Here is a 17,102-nt window from a genome sequence, read left to right as displayed (position 1 = left end):
ACGCGACATATCGTGTCTTACATAGGGATGTGTCGCCAGGAGGGCGGGGATCATGCAGCAGTGGACGATCGAGGCACCGGAACAGCTGACGTTCGGCCCAGTGGAGTCGCTCGACGTGCGGATCGTCGCCGGGCGGCTGGACGTGCTGGCCAGCGAGGGCCCGCCCACTCTCGAGGTCGCCGAGTTCGAGTCGGCCTCGCCGCTGATGGTGACCTATGACGAGGACGCCAAGGAGCTCATCGTCGCGTACAAGGACCTCACCTGGGACGGCCTGCTCGGCTGGCTGCGGCGCGACCGGCGCAGGACGGTCCTGACGATCACCGTGCCGAAGGGCTGCAGCGTCAACGCAGGCGTGGTGTCCGCGCCCGCCGTGGTGGCCGGGTTCGAGAAGATGACCCAGGTGAGGAGCGTGAGCGCGGAGATCGTGCTGGACGGGGTCAGCGGCGACGTCAGCGCCACGACCGTCTCGGGCGCGGTCGAAAGCCGGGCGATGGCCGGCGATCTGGCGTTCAAGAGCGTCTCAGGAGATCTGACCGTGGCCGACGGCACGCCGCGCCGGCTGCGGGCGAACACCGTCTCCGGCCGCATCACCGCGGATCTCGCGCTGCAACCCACGGGTCATGTCACGCTCAACAGCGTCTCCGGTGACATCCTGGTCAGACTGCCAGAGAACGCGGACGCGGACGTCAGGGTGCGTTCCACGTCCGGCAGGCTAGTGAGCACGTTCGAGGAATTGTCCACCATGAGCAGCCCAGGCACGAAAACGATGTCGGGGCGGCTGGGCGGCGGCATGGCCTCGGTGTCGGCGATCACGGTCTCCGGTGAGGTCACGCTGCTCAAGGGAGAGAAGGAATGAGCCCTGTATTCGGTCACGGCCGGCTCCGGCTGTACCTGCTCAAGCTGCTGGAGGAGAGCCCGCGCCACGGTTACGAGGTGATCAGGCTGCTCCAGGACCGCTTCCTCGGCGTCTACTCGCCCTCCCCCGGCACGATCTACCCACGCCTGGCCCGCCTGGAGGAGGAGGGCCTGGTGACGCATGAGGTGGTCGAGGGCAAGAAGGTGTTCTCGATCACCGACAAGGGCCGCGACGAGCTGAACGCCCGCCTCGACGAGCTCGACGACCTGGAACAGGAGATCTCCGCCTCGGTTCGCGACATCGCCCGCGAGGTCAAGGAGGACGTCCGCGACACGGTCAGGTCCCTGCGCGACGAGCTGACGCGGATGGCCAAGGACGTGCGCACCGGCGCCAAAGAGGACGACAGGCGGCTCAGGCAGCAGCAGAAGGAGGACCTCAAGCGGCTGCGGGAGCAGCAGAAGCGGCAGTGGACGGAGCACGCCTACCAGTGGCAGGGGCAGGGTGAGCGGCTGGCCGGCGAGTGGCGCAGGATCTGGACGGAGGTCTGGGCCACGCTCGGCGGCGAGGCGCCCAGCCGCGCCGATCTCGATGCCGAGCTGGGCGAGCTGCTGGCCGACTTCGTCGCCCAGGCCCGGCAGGAGGCCTCGCAGGCCCGGCTGACGCCGGAGATGCTGGCCGAGCTGCGTCAGACGCTCGACGACGCCGGCCGCCGCATCCGCGACATCCTCGAGCCCTGACCTGATCTCGCGCGCTACGCGGAGCGGAGCTGGCGCTCGAGGCGGCGGGAGATCCGTGCGGCCTTGCGCGCGTGGTAGGCGATCGGCATGTAACGCAGGCGTTCGGGCAGGCGCGGCGTCAGCACCGCCACCGCGTGCCCGAGATGCCGCAGCCGCCGCTCCTCCCGGGCCGTCCATCGCAGCCCCAGCTTCGCGCGTACGGCCGGCGGCAGGGTGCCGACGGTCACGAAGTGGTTGAACTCCCCCGACCCCACCCCCACGGGCGTCCACAGCCGGCGCAGCGGCCTGGGGAGCCCTGGAGGCGCCGGGGTGCCGCGCAGGACCGACAACACCTCCAGCGCGGTCGGGTGGGCCTCCAGCCGGTCGGCCACCATGTCGTCGAAGTAGTGCCAGAACGCGTCCAGGTCGGCCGGCATCTCCCGCTCGGGCACCTTCAGGATGGCCCCGAGCTGCCGCGACTCGGCGTAGAACCGGCGTTCCTGCGCAACGGTGAGGGGCGTGCCGAAAGAGCGGTTGAGCGCGATGAAGCGCTCGAACAACGACAGGTGCACCCAGGCCCACGCCTCGCCGTTCAGCGCGTGGTAGGGCCGACCCTGCTCGTCCACGCCGCCGATCGTGCTGTGCATCCGCCGGAGCCGCTCGCCCTCGGCCGGCCCGTCGCCGTACACCCATTTCTGCACGGACTCCAGCGTGCGGGTGAGCCGCCCCCACGGGTCGTCCTTGTAGGTGGAGTGCTCGGCCACGGCCGCGCCGACCGCCGGATGCATCGTCTGCAGCACCAGCGCGCTTCCGGCGACGAGCAGATTGCGATATTCGCCCGCGGTGTCCCAGTGCATCGAACCCGGGCCGAAGGGCTCAACGTCCATGATGGCGGCCTCCCGGTTGATCCAACCTCATTTCCTTCTATCACCCAGGAGGCCAGAAGTAACCCTTCACTTATTCACACCGCAAAAACGATCTTTCCGAAGATCTCCCCTTCCTCCATCGCGGCGAACCCGTCCCGCGCCTGCGCGAGCGGCAGCGTCCGGTCGATCTGCGGCCGCAGCCCGGTCTGCTCCAGGAACACGGCCAGGCGCTGGAGCTGGTCACGCGTCCCCATCGTGGACCCGACCACCGACAGCTGCAGGAAGAAGACCCGGTTGAGGTCTGCGGACGGGACCGCGCCGCTGGTGGCGCCGCTGACGACGATGCGCCCGCCGGGCTTGAGCGACTTGAGCGAGTGGTCCCAGGTGGCCTGGCCGACGGTCTCCATGACCGCGTCCACCCGCTCGGGCAGCCGCGCGCCGGTCTCGAACGCCTGGTCGGCGCCGAGCTGGAGCGCACGATCACGCTTGGCCTCGGAGCGGCTGGTCGCCCAGACCCGGTAGCCGCCGGCCCGGCCGAGCGCGATCAGCGCGGTGGCGACGCCCCCGCCGGCGCCCTGCACCAGCACGGTGGAGCCCGGCTCAAGGCCGGCCTTGTCGAACAACATGCGGTACGCGGTCAGCCACGCCGTCGGCAGGCACGCGGCCTCCTCGAAGCTGAGCGCGGACGGCTTGGGCACGAGGTTGCGGCGCGGCACGGCCACCCGCTCGGCGAAGGTGCCGTCATACACCTCCGACAGCAGCGTGCGCTTGGGATCGAGCGTCTCGTCCGCGCCCGTGCCGATCACGGAGTGCACGATGACCTCGTTGCCGTCCTCGTCCACCCCGGCGGCGTCGCAGCCGAGCACGATCGGCAGCCGGTCCTGCCTGATGCCGACGCCTTTGAGCGTCCACAGGTCGTGGTGGTTGAGCGCGGCCGCCCGCACGGAGACGGTCGTCCATCCGTCCGGCGCCTTGGGCTCCGGGTGCTCCCCGAGCGTGAGTCCGGCGAGCGGGTTGTCGGGATCGGTCTGTGTGGCGGTTACGGCGAACATGGCCGCACCTTACTAAGCGAACGTGGCCGCGCCTTACTGGGAGGCCCGTCCCTTTACCGTGACCCGAATCCCCTCGATCGCCATCTGCCTGAACCGGCCCGGCCCTGTGACGGCGACCAGCACGTCGCCCCGGCAAACCGACTCGGCCGGCCGCCCACGCCCATCGATCACGTTGGGCACCCTGGCCTTCTTCGCGCATTCGGGGGTGGGCACGAGCGCGATCATCTCGCTCGCCCCGCCGCCGAACCACAGCTGCGGCCCGACCGGATCTCCCTGAGCGGTCTCGCCCGGTTCGGCCAGCCGCACCGTCCCGTCGGCTGACAACACCAGGTAGCCGCCCTTGGTCACCGTCCCTTTCAGGCGCCGCGCGACCGCGAGCCGCTGTTCGAAGGCCAGCCCCTGCGCTCGGTCGTACATCGCCATCCGCCACTTCTCGAACGCGAACAGCAGCACCTGGCCGGAGGAGCCGCTGCCCGCCTGGCGCGGCCAGAGCGTGACGTTGGACGCGTAGTGCCTGATCGGCTGCCCGCCCCGGGTGATCTCGACCTCCCCACCGTAGGGTGCCACTAACTGCCGGTAGCTCCCATCGATCCACACACCTTGGAAAGGCCGCGACCCCATCTCGGCCAGCTCCAGCTCGGCCGGGTAACGCACCTCGGCCCGGACCCCGTGTGGGAACACCACCTCGATGACCTCGTCGCCGCCCTTGGCCGCCCTGGGCGGGACCTGCAGGACGTTCGGCGGACTGTCGATCCTGGTCAGGGACCTGATCGGCTCGGGGGTGGGTTGAGTCGGGAGGAGCGGCTCGGGGTCCCGGCTGGCGATCAGGCCGATGACGGGGACGGCCAGGACCGCCACCACCACGACCACCCCGATCCACCGGCGGCGGCCACTCGGGCCCGCCTCGATGACGTCGAACTGGTCAACCACCGGCGTTCCTTGCCGAGTAGTGCGGCTTGCGCCCCTCGTCTCCAGTTCAGTTGAGCGGCGACCGCCAGCGCAAGCCCTCGAACCTGGCGAAGTCCCTGTCGCAGGTTACGAATTCACAACCGTGCTCGATGGCGAGTGCGGCGAGGTAGGCGTCAGGGATGAGCTTGCCGCGCGCGTCGGCCTTGCGGCACAGCTTGACGAAGATCTCCCAGTGGCGCGGACCGGCGTGCACCACGACGGCATGCGGCTGGCGCCGGACGGTGTCGGCGAACTCCCGCGCTTCGTCGAACGAGGTGGAGCCGGGAATGCGCGGATCGGTTGCCACGCGGATGAAGCCGTTGAGCGCGAAGTCGCTGACGGCATAGGCCTCATCGCCCTGCAGGAGCTCCGTGACCACGGCAAGGCACTGCTCGTGCTGCTCGGCGTCCCGCCGCTGCGCGTTGACGAACACGTTCGTGTCAAGCATCCTCATGGCCGGCCCCCAGCACATGCTCGACGTCGTCCTGGTAGAGAAGCTCCTTGATGTCGGCCCAGATCAGCTTCGGACCGTGGGGGTCCCCGGAGAGCGGGAGCTTGATCGGGGGCCGTTCCGCGACGTCGGCGGAGCGGTGAATGAGTTGCCGCAAGGCGTCCTCCATCACTGAGTTGAGACTGCGTCCTTTTCGCGCCGCGTACGCCTTCGCCTCGTTGAGGAGCTGCTCGTCGATGCGCACCGTTGTCCTCCGCATGACTCCAGCGTCCGCGCGTGACATCAAAATGTCAACCCGGAGCGTAGCCGAACAGTCACTCGATTGACGACTACTTTACGTCACCACGCAGCCACATTGGCCTTCCCATCCGTCGTCAGCTGCACCTCCTCCCCCACCAGTTCCCGGCCCTCGGCATCCGCCAGCAGCTCAGCCCCCTCCACCACCGCATGCGCCCGCCCGCCACCACCAGGAAGATCCACCACGAGGATCCCCCTCTCGGCACCGCCGTCCCGCCCGTGCGCCACCGTGTACCCCGCGACCACGGCCGGCCCCTCGTAGGCGCCCACGATCGGCACCCCCTTGGCCACGAACACCGGCGCCGCGTCCCCCAGTCGCCCGCCCGGCTCGCTCGACCACACCGCGTACGTGTGCTTGGTCAGGTGCATCCCCACCCCGGTCACCAGCCCATGCCCCGACTGCGCCCGCAGGAGCCCCGCCATCGTGGCGGTCGAGTGCAGGACGTAGTCACTGGCCGGCCCGCCCGCGTACGGCAGCCCACCGGTCACCGTCAGCCCGCGCCGCTCCAGCGGATCGAGCCCGATCGCGTCGCACGCCTGCCGCAACGCGATCGCGAAGCAGCTGTAGAGGTCGATCGCGTCCATGTCACCGAGCCCCAGTCCGGCCCGCTCGAAGGCGGCCTCCGCGACCCGCGGGATGGCCTGGGACGCGCCCAGCGCGGGCCGCGCCGCCACCTCCCACGTGTCCTCGCCGTACGCCCACCCCCGCAGGTACACCCGCTGCGCCGCGGGCACCCCGAGCCGGTCGGCCAGTCGCGTGCTGGCCAGGACGACCGCCGCCGCCTGGTCCACCTCCAGCACGGCCACGGTGCTCCTGGTGTAGGGCCAGCCGACGAAACGATCGCCACGCGCGAGCTCCGACGGTGTGCGGACGGTCCGGCGCCACGCGTGCGGGTTCGCGGCGGCCACCTCGGTCATCGGCGCCATCATCCGCCCCCGGTCGCGCATCTCCTCCTCGATGGAGATCCCGAGCGCCGCCCGCCGCGCCGTCTCCATGATCGCGTACGTGTGCACCGGCAGAAACAGCCCGTGCGCCAGCTCGGCGGGATGCGGCGGGCGCTCCCACCCGTACGGCGGCTTGGGGTCGGCAGGATGGCTCCACGGCACGTGCTCGCCCGCCAGCCGGTACGCCCGCCGCGTGGCCAGCGCCTCGGCCCCCGCCACGAGCGCCGAGTCGAACTCCCCCGCCGCGATCCCGGCCGCCGCCGCGCCGATGAGCAGCTGCGGGGCCGTACCGCTGACCTTGGAGTACGCCCGGTGGCGGGGCGCGGCGCCGAGGCGCCCGGCGAGGCGGCCTACCGGTGAGTCGTACTGCCAGGAGTCGCTGTAAACGATCTGGATCGAGTCGAGCCGCTCCACGGGAAGCCGGGCGTCGGCGGCGGCATCGCGGGCGACCGCCTCCCACAGGTCGAGCGGCTCAGGACCGGGCTGCTCGCGAATGGTGCGTTGCGCGATGCCGATGAGACAGGGGGTGCGTGGATCCATGACTCCATTCAACCAGAACAACATTCGGTAGATAAGAAGTGGCCTTTGATAATTAGCGTTACCACTGTTACGCAGGGCGATTTCACGCCCGTCGCGACCTGCGGAAATGCTTTCTCGTCATACATGCGATTTCGCTATTTCTATAACGGAATGGAACCGGGCCATGCTTTTTCACGTCGTTTCCTGGCCGCCCGCTCACGCCATTCATTAACGTTCCGATCGTTTTCCTGGCCCACCGGGGCGCAGTACCCCGCTCTGGGCCGCCGAGAACTGAGAGGAGCTCCATGTTTTCCCGAGCAAGGCGCATCGCGATCCCACTGGCCGGCCTCGTGGCCATCGGGCTGGCCGCGGGACCCCTCAGCGGCGCCGCGGCGAGCGCGACGGCACCCTCCGACGTGATCTCCAAGAACGCCGCCACCCCCGCCGAGCAGGCGATCCAGTTCTGGACGCCGGACCGCATCAAGCTGGCCACCGACCACGACGACGGCCTGGACCTGACCTCGAAGGGCGTCAGGGGCAGCAACGACACCCCCGACGGCCCTCCCGGCTCCGTGCCGCCGATCGGCGAGGAGAAGACGAAGGCCAAGAAGAGCAAGCACGTCAACCTGCCGAACACCGTCGGCCGCGTTTTCTTCACGCTGCCGAAGGCCGACCCGCGTAACCCGAAGAACTGGCGTTACTGCTCGGCCAGCTCGGTGCAGAGCAAGTACCGCAACCTCGTGGCCACGTCCGGCCACTGCGTGTACGACACCAGCAAGAACACCTTCTACGACAACTGGATCTTCATTCCGTCGTACTGGGACGGCGACAAGGTCTGGGAGGGCAAGGCGCCCTACGGCATTTACGCCGCCAAGACGTTCAACGCGCACGACGACTTCGTGGTGAAGGAGGACTACGACTTCGACTACGCGTTCGTCAACGTCTACAACGGCATCAAGGTCAAGTGGGAGAAGGTCAACGGCCGGTGGCAGTGGACGGTCAAGAACGTCGGCCGGCTCGGTGACAACGTCGGCGGCCAGGGCTTCACCTGGAACCGGAGCACGAAGCTGAACGTGTTCTCGTTCGGCTACCCGGCGGGCGAGCACCCCGACGGCGACAAGCCGTACACCGGCCGCACGATGAAGTTCTGCTACGGCAAGACCAAGCCGATGCCCGAGGCCAGGAAGTACAACCTGCAGGAGCACATCGGGTTCAAGTGCTCCTTCACCGCCGGCGCCAGCGGCGGACCGTTCCTCTACAACTACAAGAGCGCGTCGCGCACCGGCTACCTCGTCGGCGTGAACAGCGTCGCGTGGGACACCGACGGCAACGACCGCTACGACCACATCTCGTCGCCTTACTTCAACGGCGACACGTACAAGGTCTACAAGGCCGCCGCCAACCGGTGGACCGGCAACATGCCGTGACGAGTTGGCACCCTGGGCCCCGGGTCCCGTACGGGATCCCGGGGCCTTCCCCTTCGCGGTTCCCCGGCCATTCCATGAGCAATTCGAGCTCCGCTCTCACCCCTACTGACCTGCGGCGACGACCGTCTTTACTGATCATTTGGGGGTATCATGAGTGGTCCGCTGACGGAGTGCTTATAGTTCACAAGGGACCCTAGATCAGGTAACGAATCTCTATCCGAGCTGCAATACCCTCTGTACATCTGGAAAAATCCACCCTTACGGCCCCAAAGAAAGGTATTCGATGATCTCCCGGGCAAGGCACTTGGTGGCGGCTGCGCTGAGCAGCGCGCTGCTGACGCTGCCTGCCTTCACGGGAGTCGCCCACGCGGGGCCCGCCGGCGCCGCGTCCGCCGGCGCCACGTCTGCCGCGGCCGCATCTGCCGGCGCCACGTCTGCCGCGGCCGCATCTGCCGGCGCCGCGTCTGCCGGGGCCGCGCCTACCGCCGCCGTCTTCTCCGTCCCGCTGGCCAAGACCGCGACGGACGTCCAGAGGGTCGCCGACTACTGGAAGCCGGACAGGCTCAAGAAGGCCGACAGCTACAGCCCCGCCACGCCGGGCGCCGCCGCCTCCCCGACCAGTTCCGCCGCCGCGTCCGCTGCCGGCCCCGCCGCGCCGCTCGCCGCGTCCGCCAAGCGCACCTCCGCCGCACAGGCCGCTGCGCCCGCGATGCCGCGCAAGAGCAAGGTCGCCAGCACCATGGGCAAGGTCTACTTCAAGTTCGCTGAGAAGGAATACTGGTGCTCCGCCAGCGCGGTCGCGGCCAAGAACCGCAGCGTGGTCTCCACCGCCGGGCACTGCGCGTACGACCCGCGGCAGGCCAAGCCGGCCGAATACTGGATCTTCGTCCCTAACCCCGGCCCCAATGGCGAGACGCCGGCCGGCATCTACGTGGGCTCGTCGATCAACATGCACGAGGACTGGGCGGGCAAGGGCGACTACGACTACGACTACGCGTTCGTGACCGTGCACCGCGGCTTCACCTGGGCGACCAAGAACGGCCAATACGTGATGGAGGACGTGGGCAGGCTCCAGGACAACGTGGGCGGCCTGGGACTCGAGCTGAACAAGAAGCCGGCCACGTACACGGTGGCCGCGTTCGGCTATCCGGCCGGCGCCCAGCCCGACGGCACCCACCCCTACGACGGCACGAAGCTGCGCGTGTGCCGCGAGGGCCCGACCCGCTGGACCGTGGCCCCCAGCCTCGACCTGCAGAAGGGCGTGCAGCTCCAAGCCTGCGACTTCAGCCCTGGCGCGAGCGGCGGCCCATGGGTGATCGGCTACGACAAGGACCGCAGGATCGGCAGCCTGAACGGCGTCAACAGCCTGACCTGGAACAGGGACGCAAAGGGCCTGTACGACGCGGTATCCTCCCCGCACTTCGACAGCGCCACGGGCGAGGTCTACCGACGCGCCGCCGCACAGTCCACTCCGGGAAATGTGACCTAAGTCATACGCAACGGCTCGATCACTGCACGTGATCAGCCCAGACCTTGATCTCAGAACGGTCACGACGGCTGTTTGGAACGTTGGCACGCCCGACCGGAAATTCACATGACCAGAGTCAAGGTAGTAAGTTCCCGGCTGACTGTTTGCTCACGCTTTGCTGAGTTTTGGGGTGCATGAGACGCCCCAGGTCAGCGCAACCTGGAGTTACCTTGAAGCGAATCCTTCTTCCCACCGGTGGTGCCGTTCTGGTCACCGGTCTGCTCGCGGCCGGCCTGACCGGCACCGCGCAGGCCGAGCCTGACGTCGCCCATGACCCCATGGCCCGCAACACGTCCGAAGCCGCCTCCGTCGCCTCCTTCTGGCTGGCGTCGAACGGCGCCGCTCTTCGCGCCGCGACGCAGTACACCTGGGACTCGAACGAGGTGCGGAAGGTCGTCTCCAAGGGCAGCGCCGACCCCGACGGCCGGCCCGGCACCACGGCCCCGACCGGTGAGACGAAGTCCACCGCTCGGGCCCAGAACGTCAACCTGCCGAAGAGCATCGGCAAGGTCTTCTTCGTCGACGCCTCCGGCAAGTTCCGCTGGTGCTCGGCCACCTCCATCCAGTCGAACTACCGCAACCTGGTCGCCACCGCGGGCCACTGCGTGTACGACACGGACAAGGACACGGCGCTCCTGGACAACTGGGTCTTCGTGCCCGGCTACTACAAGGGCAGGGCCCCGTGGGGCATCTACGTGGGCAAGCAGGCCTTCACCCACTACGACTTCGACGTCTATGAGGACTACGACCGCGACTACGCGTTCGTCACCGTCTACAACGGCATCCTCTTCAACGGCGTCAAGCAGGTGGACCGCAGGGACTTCGAGCGCTTCACCGGCCCCAAGCGCCGCTGGGGCGGCCACTACTACATCCTGCTGTCGAAGGACGCAGGGCGCCTCGGCGACAACGTCGGCGGCCAGGGCTTCGCCTGGAACCAGCCCACCGGCAAGGCAGTCCGCGCCTTCGGCTACCCGGCGGCCCCGCAGCCCGACGGCGACAAGCCGTACAGCGGCGTGACGCCGAAGCACTGCTACGGCAAGACCACCGCCAAGATGGTCGGCGCCCCCTGGCTCAAGATCGAGGAGCACATCGGCCTCAAGTGCGCCGTGACCCCCGGTTTCGACGGCGGCTCGTGGCTCCTGAACTACAGCAACGGCAAGCGCCTGGGCTACGTCAACGGCGTGACCAGCACCTTCGCCGACCAGGACGGGAACGACCGCGTGGACTACATCACGTCGCCGTACTTCGACGGCGACACGGCGGCGGTGTACAACGCTGCCAAGAACGTGTGGTCCGGCAAGATCGTCGGCCCGAACGGCGAACTGTACAAGTAAGCCCTGCCAGGGGAAAAGGCGAGGGCCCGGCGGCACAGGCCGGGCCCTCGCCTTTGGCTTCCCTCAGTTGCGCGGACCTCGCTTCGCTCGGACTGTTCTTACCGGGCTTCGCCCGGGGCGAGGGGCAGAGCCCCTCGCGCTCCCCTGCACAATGGGCTTCACATGAGCCGCGACGCGGTAGGCCAACGACTCAGGCGATGGCGGCGATGTCACCGTCATCGAAGTAGATCGACTGGTGGAGACGACCGCCAAGGGCGACGGCATAGCGCGTCAAGACATCTTGGCCTGAGATCTTGCCTTGCTCGATCTGTGAAATGCGCCCCTTCGTAACTCCCATACGCTCCGTCAGATCCCGCTGGGTCAGCCCCTGGCTACGGCGGATTTCCGCGAGCCGGTGTCCCCGAACCTTGGCCAGGAGTTCCTGCTTGCCGGCCTCCACGGCCTCCTCACCGCCGGCGCGACTGACATATTCGGCGCGAACATCCTTCCAGCGAACGTAGCCCGTCATGATCGGCTACTCGCGCCGCTGTGGCGGGCGGCGGGTCCGGCGCTGCTAGACGAGACGCGCCCGGACACGTACGCGGTCACCTCCATGGGCGGCACGCCGAACCGGCACATGGACATGTTCGAGACAGTGCCCGACGAGGTGATCGGCACGCTGGTGCGGGCCGCCGAGCACGCGCAGACCATCGAGATCCGCCACTGGGGCGGCGCCATGGGCCGCTCGGGCCAGGACGCCGGTCCGGTCAGCCACCGCGGCACGAAGCTGTCGGTCATCGTCGACACCGTCGTGCCGGGGCTAGCGGAGGAGCTGCGCCCGTACGCCAACGGCGGGACGTTCCTGAACTTCCTGGCTGATCCGTCCAGGACGACGGCGGCGTTCGCGACCGACGACTACCGGCGGCTGCGCGAGGTCAAGCGAGCCTACGACCCGGACGGCTTCTTCCGCGTCGGCCACGTCGCCTCATGACCGGGAGGGGTGGTCCGCGGGCGGGGCGAGGCCGGCCATGACGAGCGCGAAGAGGTGGTCGCGGCGCGGGGCGAGCGACGGCGCCTGGTCGGTGATCCAGCTGAGCGCGTTGGCCAGCGCGAACACGTCCGTCCCGTCGACGTCGGCCCTGATGCGGCCGGCCGTCTGGGCGCGCTCCAGGAGGCGGCCGGCCGCCGAGCGCATCGCCGCGCAGGACGTGTGCAGCGGGGACCCCTCGTCGCTGATCGTGGCCATCATCGACGCGGCCAGCCCCCGGTAGACGCCCGCGCCCCCGATCAGCTCCCCCAGGAACTCCACCAGCGCCTCGTACGGCGTCGCGCTCTCGCCCAGGTCCTCCGCCCGCGCGGCGAGCCGGTCGAAGCTCTGCCGCAGCAGCGCCTCCAGCAGCGCCTCCCGGGTGGGGAAGTGCCGGTAGAGCGTCCCGAGCCCGACCTGCGCGCGCCGGGCGATGTCGCGCAGGGACGCCTCGGTCCCCTGCTCCTCGACGACGACCCGCGCCACGGCGAGGATGCGCTCCCGGTTGCGCCGCGCGTCGGCGCGCAACTCGGGGGACGGTTTCGGCGCAGCGGTATCCGGTGGTTTGCCCGGCATACACGATCCTTCCCATTGACAAGTGGAGCAGTGCCCCGGTTACGATTCGGAGCACTGCTCCGCATCATAGCCGGGGCCGATTCGGATATGGGAGAGATCATGCCCGCGACCATGCATGCCGTGCGCGTCCACACCCTGGGTGGACCGGAGGTGCTCGCGTACGAGGAGATCGCCCGGCCCGAGCCGGGGCCCGGAGAGGTCCTGCTCCGCGTCCACGCCGCCGGGGTGAACCCGCCCGACTGGTACGCCCGCAGGGGCTTCGCCAACATCCCCGAGGGCATGCGGCCGCAGGTGCCCCTGCCGTTCACGCCGGGCACCGACGTGTCGGGCGTCGTGGCCGCGCTCGGGCCCGGCGTCACCGAGTGGCAGGTGGGGGACGAGGTGTTCGGCCTCCTCCGTTTCCCGAGCCTGGGAGCCAGGGCGTACGCCGAGTACACCACCTCGCCCGTCGGGGACCTCGCCAGGAAGCCCGAGTCCGTCGATCACCTGCACGCGGCGGGCGTGCCGATGGCCGGGCTCACCGCGTACCAGTTCCTGTTCGACCACATCAAGCTGGAGCCGGGCAGCAGGGTGCTCGTGAACGGGGCGGCCGGCGGCGTGGGGCACTTCGCCGTGCAGCTTGCCAAGGACGCCGGCTGCCACGTGATCGGCGTCGCCTCCGGGCGCCATGAAGCGTTCCTGAAGGAGCTGGGGGTGGCCGAGTTCGTCGACTACACACAGAAGGTGGCCGGGGAGGCGGTGCGGGACGTGGACTGCGTGCTCGACAGCGTCGGCGGGCCCCAGGCGTACCGGCTGCTGCCGGCGATCAAGGACGGCGGCGTGTACAGCCCCATCTTCCTCGGGGAGTACGGCGAGGAGGAGATGGCCAGGCGGGGCATCGAGAAGCGCGGGCGCCAGGTGCGTTCCGACGGGGGGCAGATGGCGGAGCTGGCCCGGCTGATGGACGAGGGCCGCCTCCGGACCGGCGTCGACTCCGTCTTCCCGCTCCGCGACGCGGCCAAGGCGCACGAACGGGCCGAGCATGGGCACATCCAGGGCAAGATCGTGCTCCAGGTGGCCGACTGAACGGCCGAGACGGCCTTAGCATTTCGCAGGTGACCACCTACGACGACGCTGACCCGTTCGAGTACCTGGACGTCTCGTCCCTGCCGCAGCGCCAGCAGCGCATTCTGGCCATGATCCGGGACTGGGTGGTCAGGCACGGATACCCACCGAGCTCCCGCGAGATCGGCGACGCGGTCGGGCTGCGGTCGTCCTCGTCGGTGTCGAAGCACTTGAGGAGCCTGGAGGAGCAGGGGTTCCTCCGCCGGGGCGCCACCATGACCCGGCCGATCGACGTACGCCTGTTCCTGCGGGCCTCGGCGCCGGAGCCGGCCGGCGACCTGGTGAGCGTGCCCGTGGTCGGCGACATCGCCGCGGGCACTCCCATCCTGGCCGACGAGCACATGGACGACATGCTGACCCTGCCCCGCGACCTCACCGGGCGCGGCAACGTGTTCGGCCTGCGGGTGCGGGGCGATTCGATGATCGACGCCGCGATCTGCGACGGCGACATCGTCGTGGTGCGGCAGCAGCCCGAGGCGCACTCGGGCCAGATCGTCGCCGCGATGATCGACGGCGAGGCCACGGTCAAGGTGTTCCGTCGGCGCGGCGGGCACGTCCTTCTCGAACCGCGCAACCCCGCCTACGACGTCATCGACGGCGACGGCGCCGTGGTGCTGGGCATCGTGGTCTCGGTCCTGCGCAGCGTGTGAGCACCGGCGGGGAGCGGTCATCGGGCAACCGCCCGGGCGGGCGAAAGGTCAGGCCGAGGTGGCCGTGACCGCCTCGCGGATCAGGCCGGCCACGTCCTTGGGCCGGGACACCGCGACGGCATGCGTTCTGATGTACGAGCGCGTGACCCGCGAAGCGGTCCATTTTTGACGACCTACGAACATACCTGAACCGCGAAACACTGATCCGGGTCTGGCCTCGCCTTTATTTGCCTATTGAGGCGAGGCAGGCGTGGGAAACAAGCTTCCCAACGCTACGACGGGTGGCGTAGGTCCCATGGAGCCCTTGCATGAACTTGTCACACGGATCGGTCTCGCAGCGACAGAGCGATTCGGGTTCGCTCTTGCCGGTGGCTACGCCGTTCAGGTCCATGGATTCCTGACCCGTCGATCGGAGGACGTCGATCTATTCACCGCCGCAGGCGGCAAGTTCGAGGCTGCGGTTGCATCGGCCGAAGCGGCCTATCACAACGCCGGCTTGAAGGTGGAGATCGAGCTCCAGAAGGCCGGCTTCGCTCGATTGCAGGTCACGGATGCCGAGGAGAGATCCGTGAGAGTCGAGATGGGCGTCGATTCGCGCCCATTCACCGGTACGGCTTGAGATCGGCCCCGTACTCCACCCCGACGACGCGGTCGGCAACAAGATCGCTGCGCTCTACAGCAGAGCCGAGGTCCGTGATTTCGTCGACACCTTCGCCATCCTCGCCAGCGGCCGTTACAGCGCCGACCAGTTGATCACGCTAGCCACAGCGGCAGATCCCGGGTTCGATGAAGGGATGTTCGCGGTTGCTCTGTCCGCATTGGAACGTATCTCCGATCGGGCCCTATCGAGCCATGGGCTCAGCGACCAGGATGTCCAAGCGCTACGCCGCCGTTTCCTAGGCTGGGAGACCACCCTCCGTACGGGCGGAAGCACGAAGTAGTCGGCGCGAGCTCGCTCGTACATGCCGATCGAGGCGAGCCAGGGGAACGGGATAGGGCGCGCGCCTGCTGGCGGAAGAAAGGCAAATTCGACTGCCCCGATTGAGCCACCTGATCAGCCAGCGCTTTGGATCCGGATCTTGTCCGTGTTCGATCTGTGGCGCATGGCCATCTTGCTGATCGTCGGGGACACGTCCGGCGGCGAGGCGGCCGTGGCCGAGGCTCGACGGCGCAACCAGAAGGACCGTCATCCCCAGATGTCGGAGGCCGGCAGGGCCCATAGCCGGTCGCCAAACGACAGACGGCGCTCTCCGGTATGCAGGACGATCCCACCCACGAACGAGTCACCACACCGCTCGAGACGATCACGCAAGTAGGAGAGCCCACGGAAGTCCTCCTCGCGCGGGGTGGAGCTCGCTTTCACCTCGATGCCGAGCACGCGACCATCCGCAGTTTCGAGCACGATGTCCACTTCCATACCACCGGACTCACGGAAGTGGAACATCCTGGCCAGGGTGTTGCTCCAAGTGAGCTGCTTGGCGAGTTCGTTGACCACGAAGGTCTCGAACATCGCACCCGCTGCGGGATCTGTAGGACGGCGCAGCGCTGTGGCATCCTTGCCCAACAGCCCAGCCGCGACTCCCGTATCACTCATGTAGAGCTTGGGCCTCTTGACCACCCTGGCCGACAGGTTCCTGCTCCATGCCGGCAAGCGATGCACCAGGAACGTGGTTTCCAGCCATGGCTGGTAAGTGGACGCGGTTACGCGATCCAGGCCCAGCCGATTCGCGACCGTGCTCATCACGAGCTCCTGCGAGGTGGTCGCCGCGAAGAGATGGACCATGTTGAGCAACTCATCGGCTCGGCGTATGTCGGCAGCTACCTGGACCTCTCGGTGCAGAACGGTCCGAACGTATTGCCGGAACCAACGACCGCGAGACCTCCCCGCGAAGCGCTGCACCTCGGGATATCCCCCCGCGCACAGATACTCGAAGTACGTCTGGCGATCTAGGGTGGGCCGGTCGTAGTGGATCAGGGCCGCGGGGTCACTCAAGGCGCGATCAATGAAATCATCGCTACCACCAGTCAGCTCCCCCATCGAGAGCGGCCACAACGTGAGAAGGTCGACGCGGCCGGCCAGCGTCTCAGCTATGGACGGGACGGTGAGGAAGTTACTGGACCCGGTCAGGAGGAACTGCCCGGGACGGTTGTCGTTGTCCACCACCTCTTTGATTGCCAAGACCAGGGGCTCGCCAACTCGCTGTACCTCATCGATCGCTAGAGGTGTGCCCAGTTCACTGAGATACGTGCGGGGATCCCGCTGAGCGGCATCTCGGTCCTCTCCGCGATCGAGCGTGACGTACCCGGCACCGAGGCGCCCCGCCAGTTGCCTGGCCAAGGTGGTCTTGCCTGTTTGGCGAGCGCCGTGCATGACCACGACGCGGAACGACGAAAGTGATTCCTCAGCGAGCTCCAGCGCGCGCCTGGGAATCACACCGCGCAGCCCGTCCGCCATCAAGCTACCCCACAAATCCTCCGACAGATCCTCGACATTTAAATGTAGCTCTATCCCACAATTTGTCGGCCAAGTTCTCAACATTTTCTCGAAGGTGTCACAGGCGGCTCCGTCCGCTGGCCTCCTGGATCCTGGCCACAGCGGCCGACCTCGTACCGACCTGGTCTGCGATCGCGGCGGCAATGGAAGCCCTCGGAGAAGCAGCTGCAGACTCGGGCTGGTGCAGGAGCTCCCAGGCCCGCTCGTCGTGGCGTTAAGCGAGTTCGTCTCTGCAGCCTGCCACGTGATCTTCTTGAGGAACTTGACGTGACCATCGAGAACGACGACTTTGCACTCCAGGTCAAGCTTCGCCGAGAGCCCACCAACGCCGAG

18 protein-coding genes are annotated in these 17,102 nt (G+C 68.2%); 9 read left to right on the top strand and 9 right to left on the bottom strand.

Features of this window, described 5'->3' with window-relative positions; all coding sequences use genetic code 11:
• Positions 1–52 precede the first annotated feature (52 nt).
• Both OHA25_RS20245 and OHA25_RS20240 read left to right on the top strand, forming a co-directional pair.
• Complete coding sequence (locus OHA25_RS20245) at positions 53–856, top strand: DUF4097 family beta strand repeat-containing protein (RefSeq protein ID WP_305916791.1); 804 nt, start codon at positions 53–55, stop codon at positions 854–856.
• Positions 853–1,593, top strand: a complete 741-nt coding sequence (locus tag OHA25_RS20240) for a PadR family transcriptional regulator (protein WP_327589085.1) — start codon at positions 853–855, stop codon at positions 1,591–1,593. Before OHA25_RS20245 ends, OHA25_RS20240 begins: the two co-directional genes overlap by 4 nt.
• A gap of 14 nt (positions 1,594–1,607) precedes the next feature.
• Here OHA25_RS20240 and OHA25_RS20235 read toward each other — a convergent pair whose 3' ends face one another.
• From OHA25_RS20235 to OHA25_RS20210, 6 genes are all read right to left on the bottom strand, one after another.
• Positions 1,608–2,459, bottom strand: coding sequence for an oxygenase MpaB family protein (locus tag OHA25_RS20235; RefSeq protein ID WP_327589084.1), 852 nt, complete (start codon positions 2,457–2,459; stop codon positions 1,608–1,610).
• A 74-nt stretch (positions 2,460–2,533) separates the two neighbouring features.
• The gene (locus OHA25_RS20230; RefSeq protein ID WP_327589083.1) at positions 2,534–3,490 is read right to left on the bottom strand and encodes a zinc-binding dehydrogenase; all 957 of its coding nucleotides are present in this window, start codon (positions 3,488–3,490) and stop codon (positions 2,534–2,536) included.
• Between the two features lie 33 nt (positions 3,491–3,523).
• Complete coding sequence (locus OHA25_RS20225; RefSeq protein WP_327589082.1) at positions 3,524–4,420, bottom strand: hypothetical protein; 897 nt, start codon at positions 4,418–4,420, stop codon at positions 3,524–3,526.
• A 46-nt stretch (positions 4,421–4,466) separates the two neighbouring features.
• Complete coding sequence (locus OHA25_RS20220) at positions 4,467–4,892, bottom strand: type II toxin-antitoxin system VapC family toxin (protein WP_327589081.1); 426 nt, start codon at positions 4,890–4,892, stop codon at positions 4,467–4,469.
• Complete coding sequence (locus tag OHA25_RS20215) at positions 4,879–5,133, bottom strand: hypothetical protein (RefSeq protein WP_327589080.1); 255 nt, start codon at positions 5,131–5,133, stop codon at positions 4,879–4,881. The genes OHA25_RS20220 and OHA25_RS20215 overlap by 14 nt, the downstream gene beginning before the upstream one ends.
• A gap of 95 nt (positions 5,134–5,228) precedes the next feature.
• Positions 5,229–6,671: an acetyl-CoA synthetase gene (locus OHA25_RS20210; RefSeq protein WP_327589079.1), complete on the bottom strand. Its 1,443-nt coding sequence runs from the start codon at positions 6,669–6,671 to the stop codon at positions 5,229–5,231.
• A 284-nt stretch (positions 6,672–6,955) separates the two neighbouring features.
• Here OHA25_RS20210 and OHA25_RS20205 point away from each other — a divergent pair, with 284 nt between their 5' ends.
• From OHA25_RS20205 to OHA25_RS20195, 3 genes are all read left to right on the top strand, one after another.
• Positions 6,956–8,077 (top strand): trypsin-like serine peptidase, encoded by a 1,122-nt coding sequence (locus tag OHA25_RS20205; protein ID WP_327589078.1) that lies wholly within the window; start codon positions 6,956–6,958, stop codon positions 8,075–8,077.
• Between the two features lie 283 nt (positions 8,078–8,360).
• Positions 8,361–9,566: a trypsin-like serine peptidase gene (locus tag OHA25_RS20200; protein WP_327589077.1), complete on the top strand. Its 1,206-nt coding sequence runs from the start codon at positions 8,361–8,363 to the stop codon at positions 9,564–9,566.
• 209 nt (positions 9,567–9,775) lie between these two features.
• Positions 9,776–10,939 carry a trypsin-like serine peptidase gene (locus OHA25_RS20195; RefSeq protein WP_327589076.1) on the top strand — a complete coding sequence of 388 codons (1,164 nt, stop codon included), beginning with the start codon at positions 9,776–9,778 and terminating at the stop codon, positions 10,937–10,939.
• A 190-nt stretch (positions 10,940–11,129) separates the two neighbouring features.
• Here OHA25_RS20195 and OHA25_RS20190 read toward each other — a convergent pair whose 3' ends face one another.
• Positions 11,130–11,447, bottom strand: a complete 318-nt coding sequence (locus OHA25_RS20190; protein ID WP_327589075.1) for a helix-turn-helix domain-containing protein — start codon at positions 11,445–11,447, stop codon at positions 11,130–11,132.
• Between the two features lie 84 nt (positions 11,448–11,531).
• Here OHA25_RS20190 and OHA25_RS20185 point away from each other — a divergent pair, with 84 nt between their 5' ends.
• Positions 11,532–11,909 (top strand): BBE domain-containing protein, encoded by a 378-nt coding sequence (locus OHA25_RS20185; RefSeq protein ID WP_327589074.1) that lies wholly within the window; start codon positions 11,532–11,534, stop codon positions 11,907–11,909.
• On the opposite strand, the gene OHA25_RS20180 is transcribed toward OHA25_RS20185, so the two are convergent.
• Positions 11,904–12,521, bottom strand: coding sequence for a TetR/AcrR family transcriptional regulator (locus OHA25_RS20180; RefSeq protein ID WP_327589073.1), 618 nt, complete (start codon positions 12,519–12,521; stop codon positions 11,904–11,906). The two genes, OHA25_RS20185 and OHA25_RS20180, sit on opposite strands and share 6 nt — an antisense overlap.
• Before the next feature lie 99 nt (positions 12,522–12,620).
• Between OHA25_RS20180 and OHA25_RS20175 the strand changes: the two genes are divergently transcribed.
• The 3 genes from OHA25_RS20175 to OHA25_RS20165 all read left to right on the top strand — a co-directional run bounded on the left by OHA25_RS20175 (position 12,621) and on the right by OHA25_RS20165 (position 14,894).
• On the top strand, positions 12,621–13,586 hold the full coding sequence (locus OHA25_RS20175; RefSeq protein WP_327589072.1) for an NADP-dependent oxidoreductase: 966 nt from the start codon (positions 12,621–12,623) through the stop codon (positions 13,584–13,586).
• Between the two features lie 20 nt (positions 13,587–13,606).
• Positions 13,607–14,275 carry a transcriptional repressor LexA gene (gene lexA / locus OHA25_RS20170; RefSeq protein ID WP_442942196.1) on the top strand — a complete coding sequence of 223 codons (669 nt, stop codon included), beginning with the start codon at positions 13,607–13,609 and terminating at the stop codon, positions 14,273–14,275.
• Positions 14,276–14,579: 304 nt separating this feature from the next.
• Positions 14,580–14,894 carry a hypothetical protein gene (locus OHA25_RS20165; RefSeq protein WP_327589070.1) on the top strand — a complete coding sequence of 105 codons (315 nt, stop codon included), beginning with the start codon at positions 14,580–14,582 and terminating at the stop codon, positions 14,892–14,894.
• A gap of 567 nt (positions 14,895–15,461) precedes the next feature.
• On the opposite strand, the gene OHA25_RS20160 is transcribed toward OHA25_RS20165, so the two are convergent.
• On the bottom strand, positions 15,462–16,730 hold the full coding sequence (locus OHA25_RS20160) for an ATP-binding protein (RefSeq protein ID WP_327589069.1): 1,269 nt from the start codon (positions 16,728–16,730) through the stop codon (positions 15,462–15,464).
• Positions 16,731–17,102 lie beyond the last annotated feature (372 nt).

This window comes from Nonomuraea sp. NBC_00507 (assembly GCF_036013525.1).
Taxonomy (GTDB): Bacteria; Actinomycetota; Actinomycetes; order Streptosporangiales; family Streptosporangiaceae; genus Nonomuraea.
Note: the sequence above shows the minus strand (reverse complement) of the source record. Positions and strands in the feature narration are given on the sequence as shown.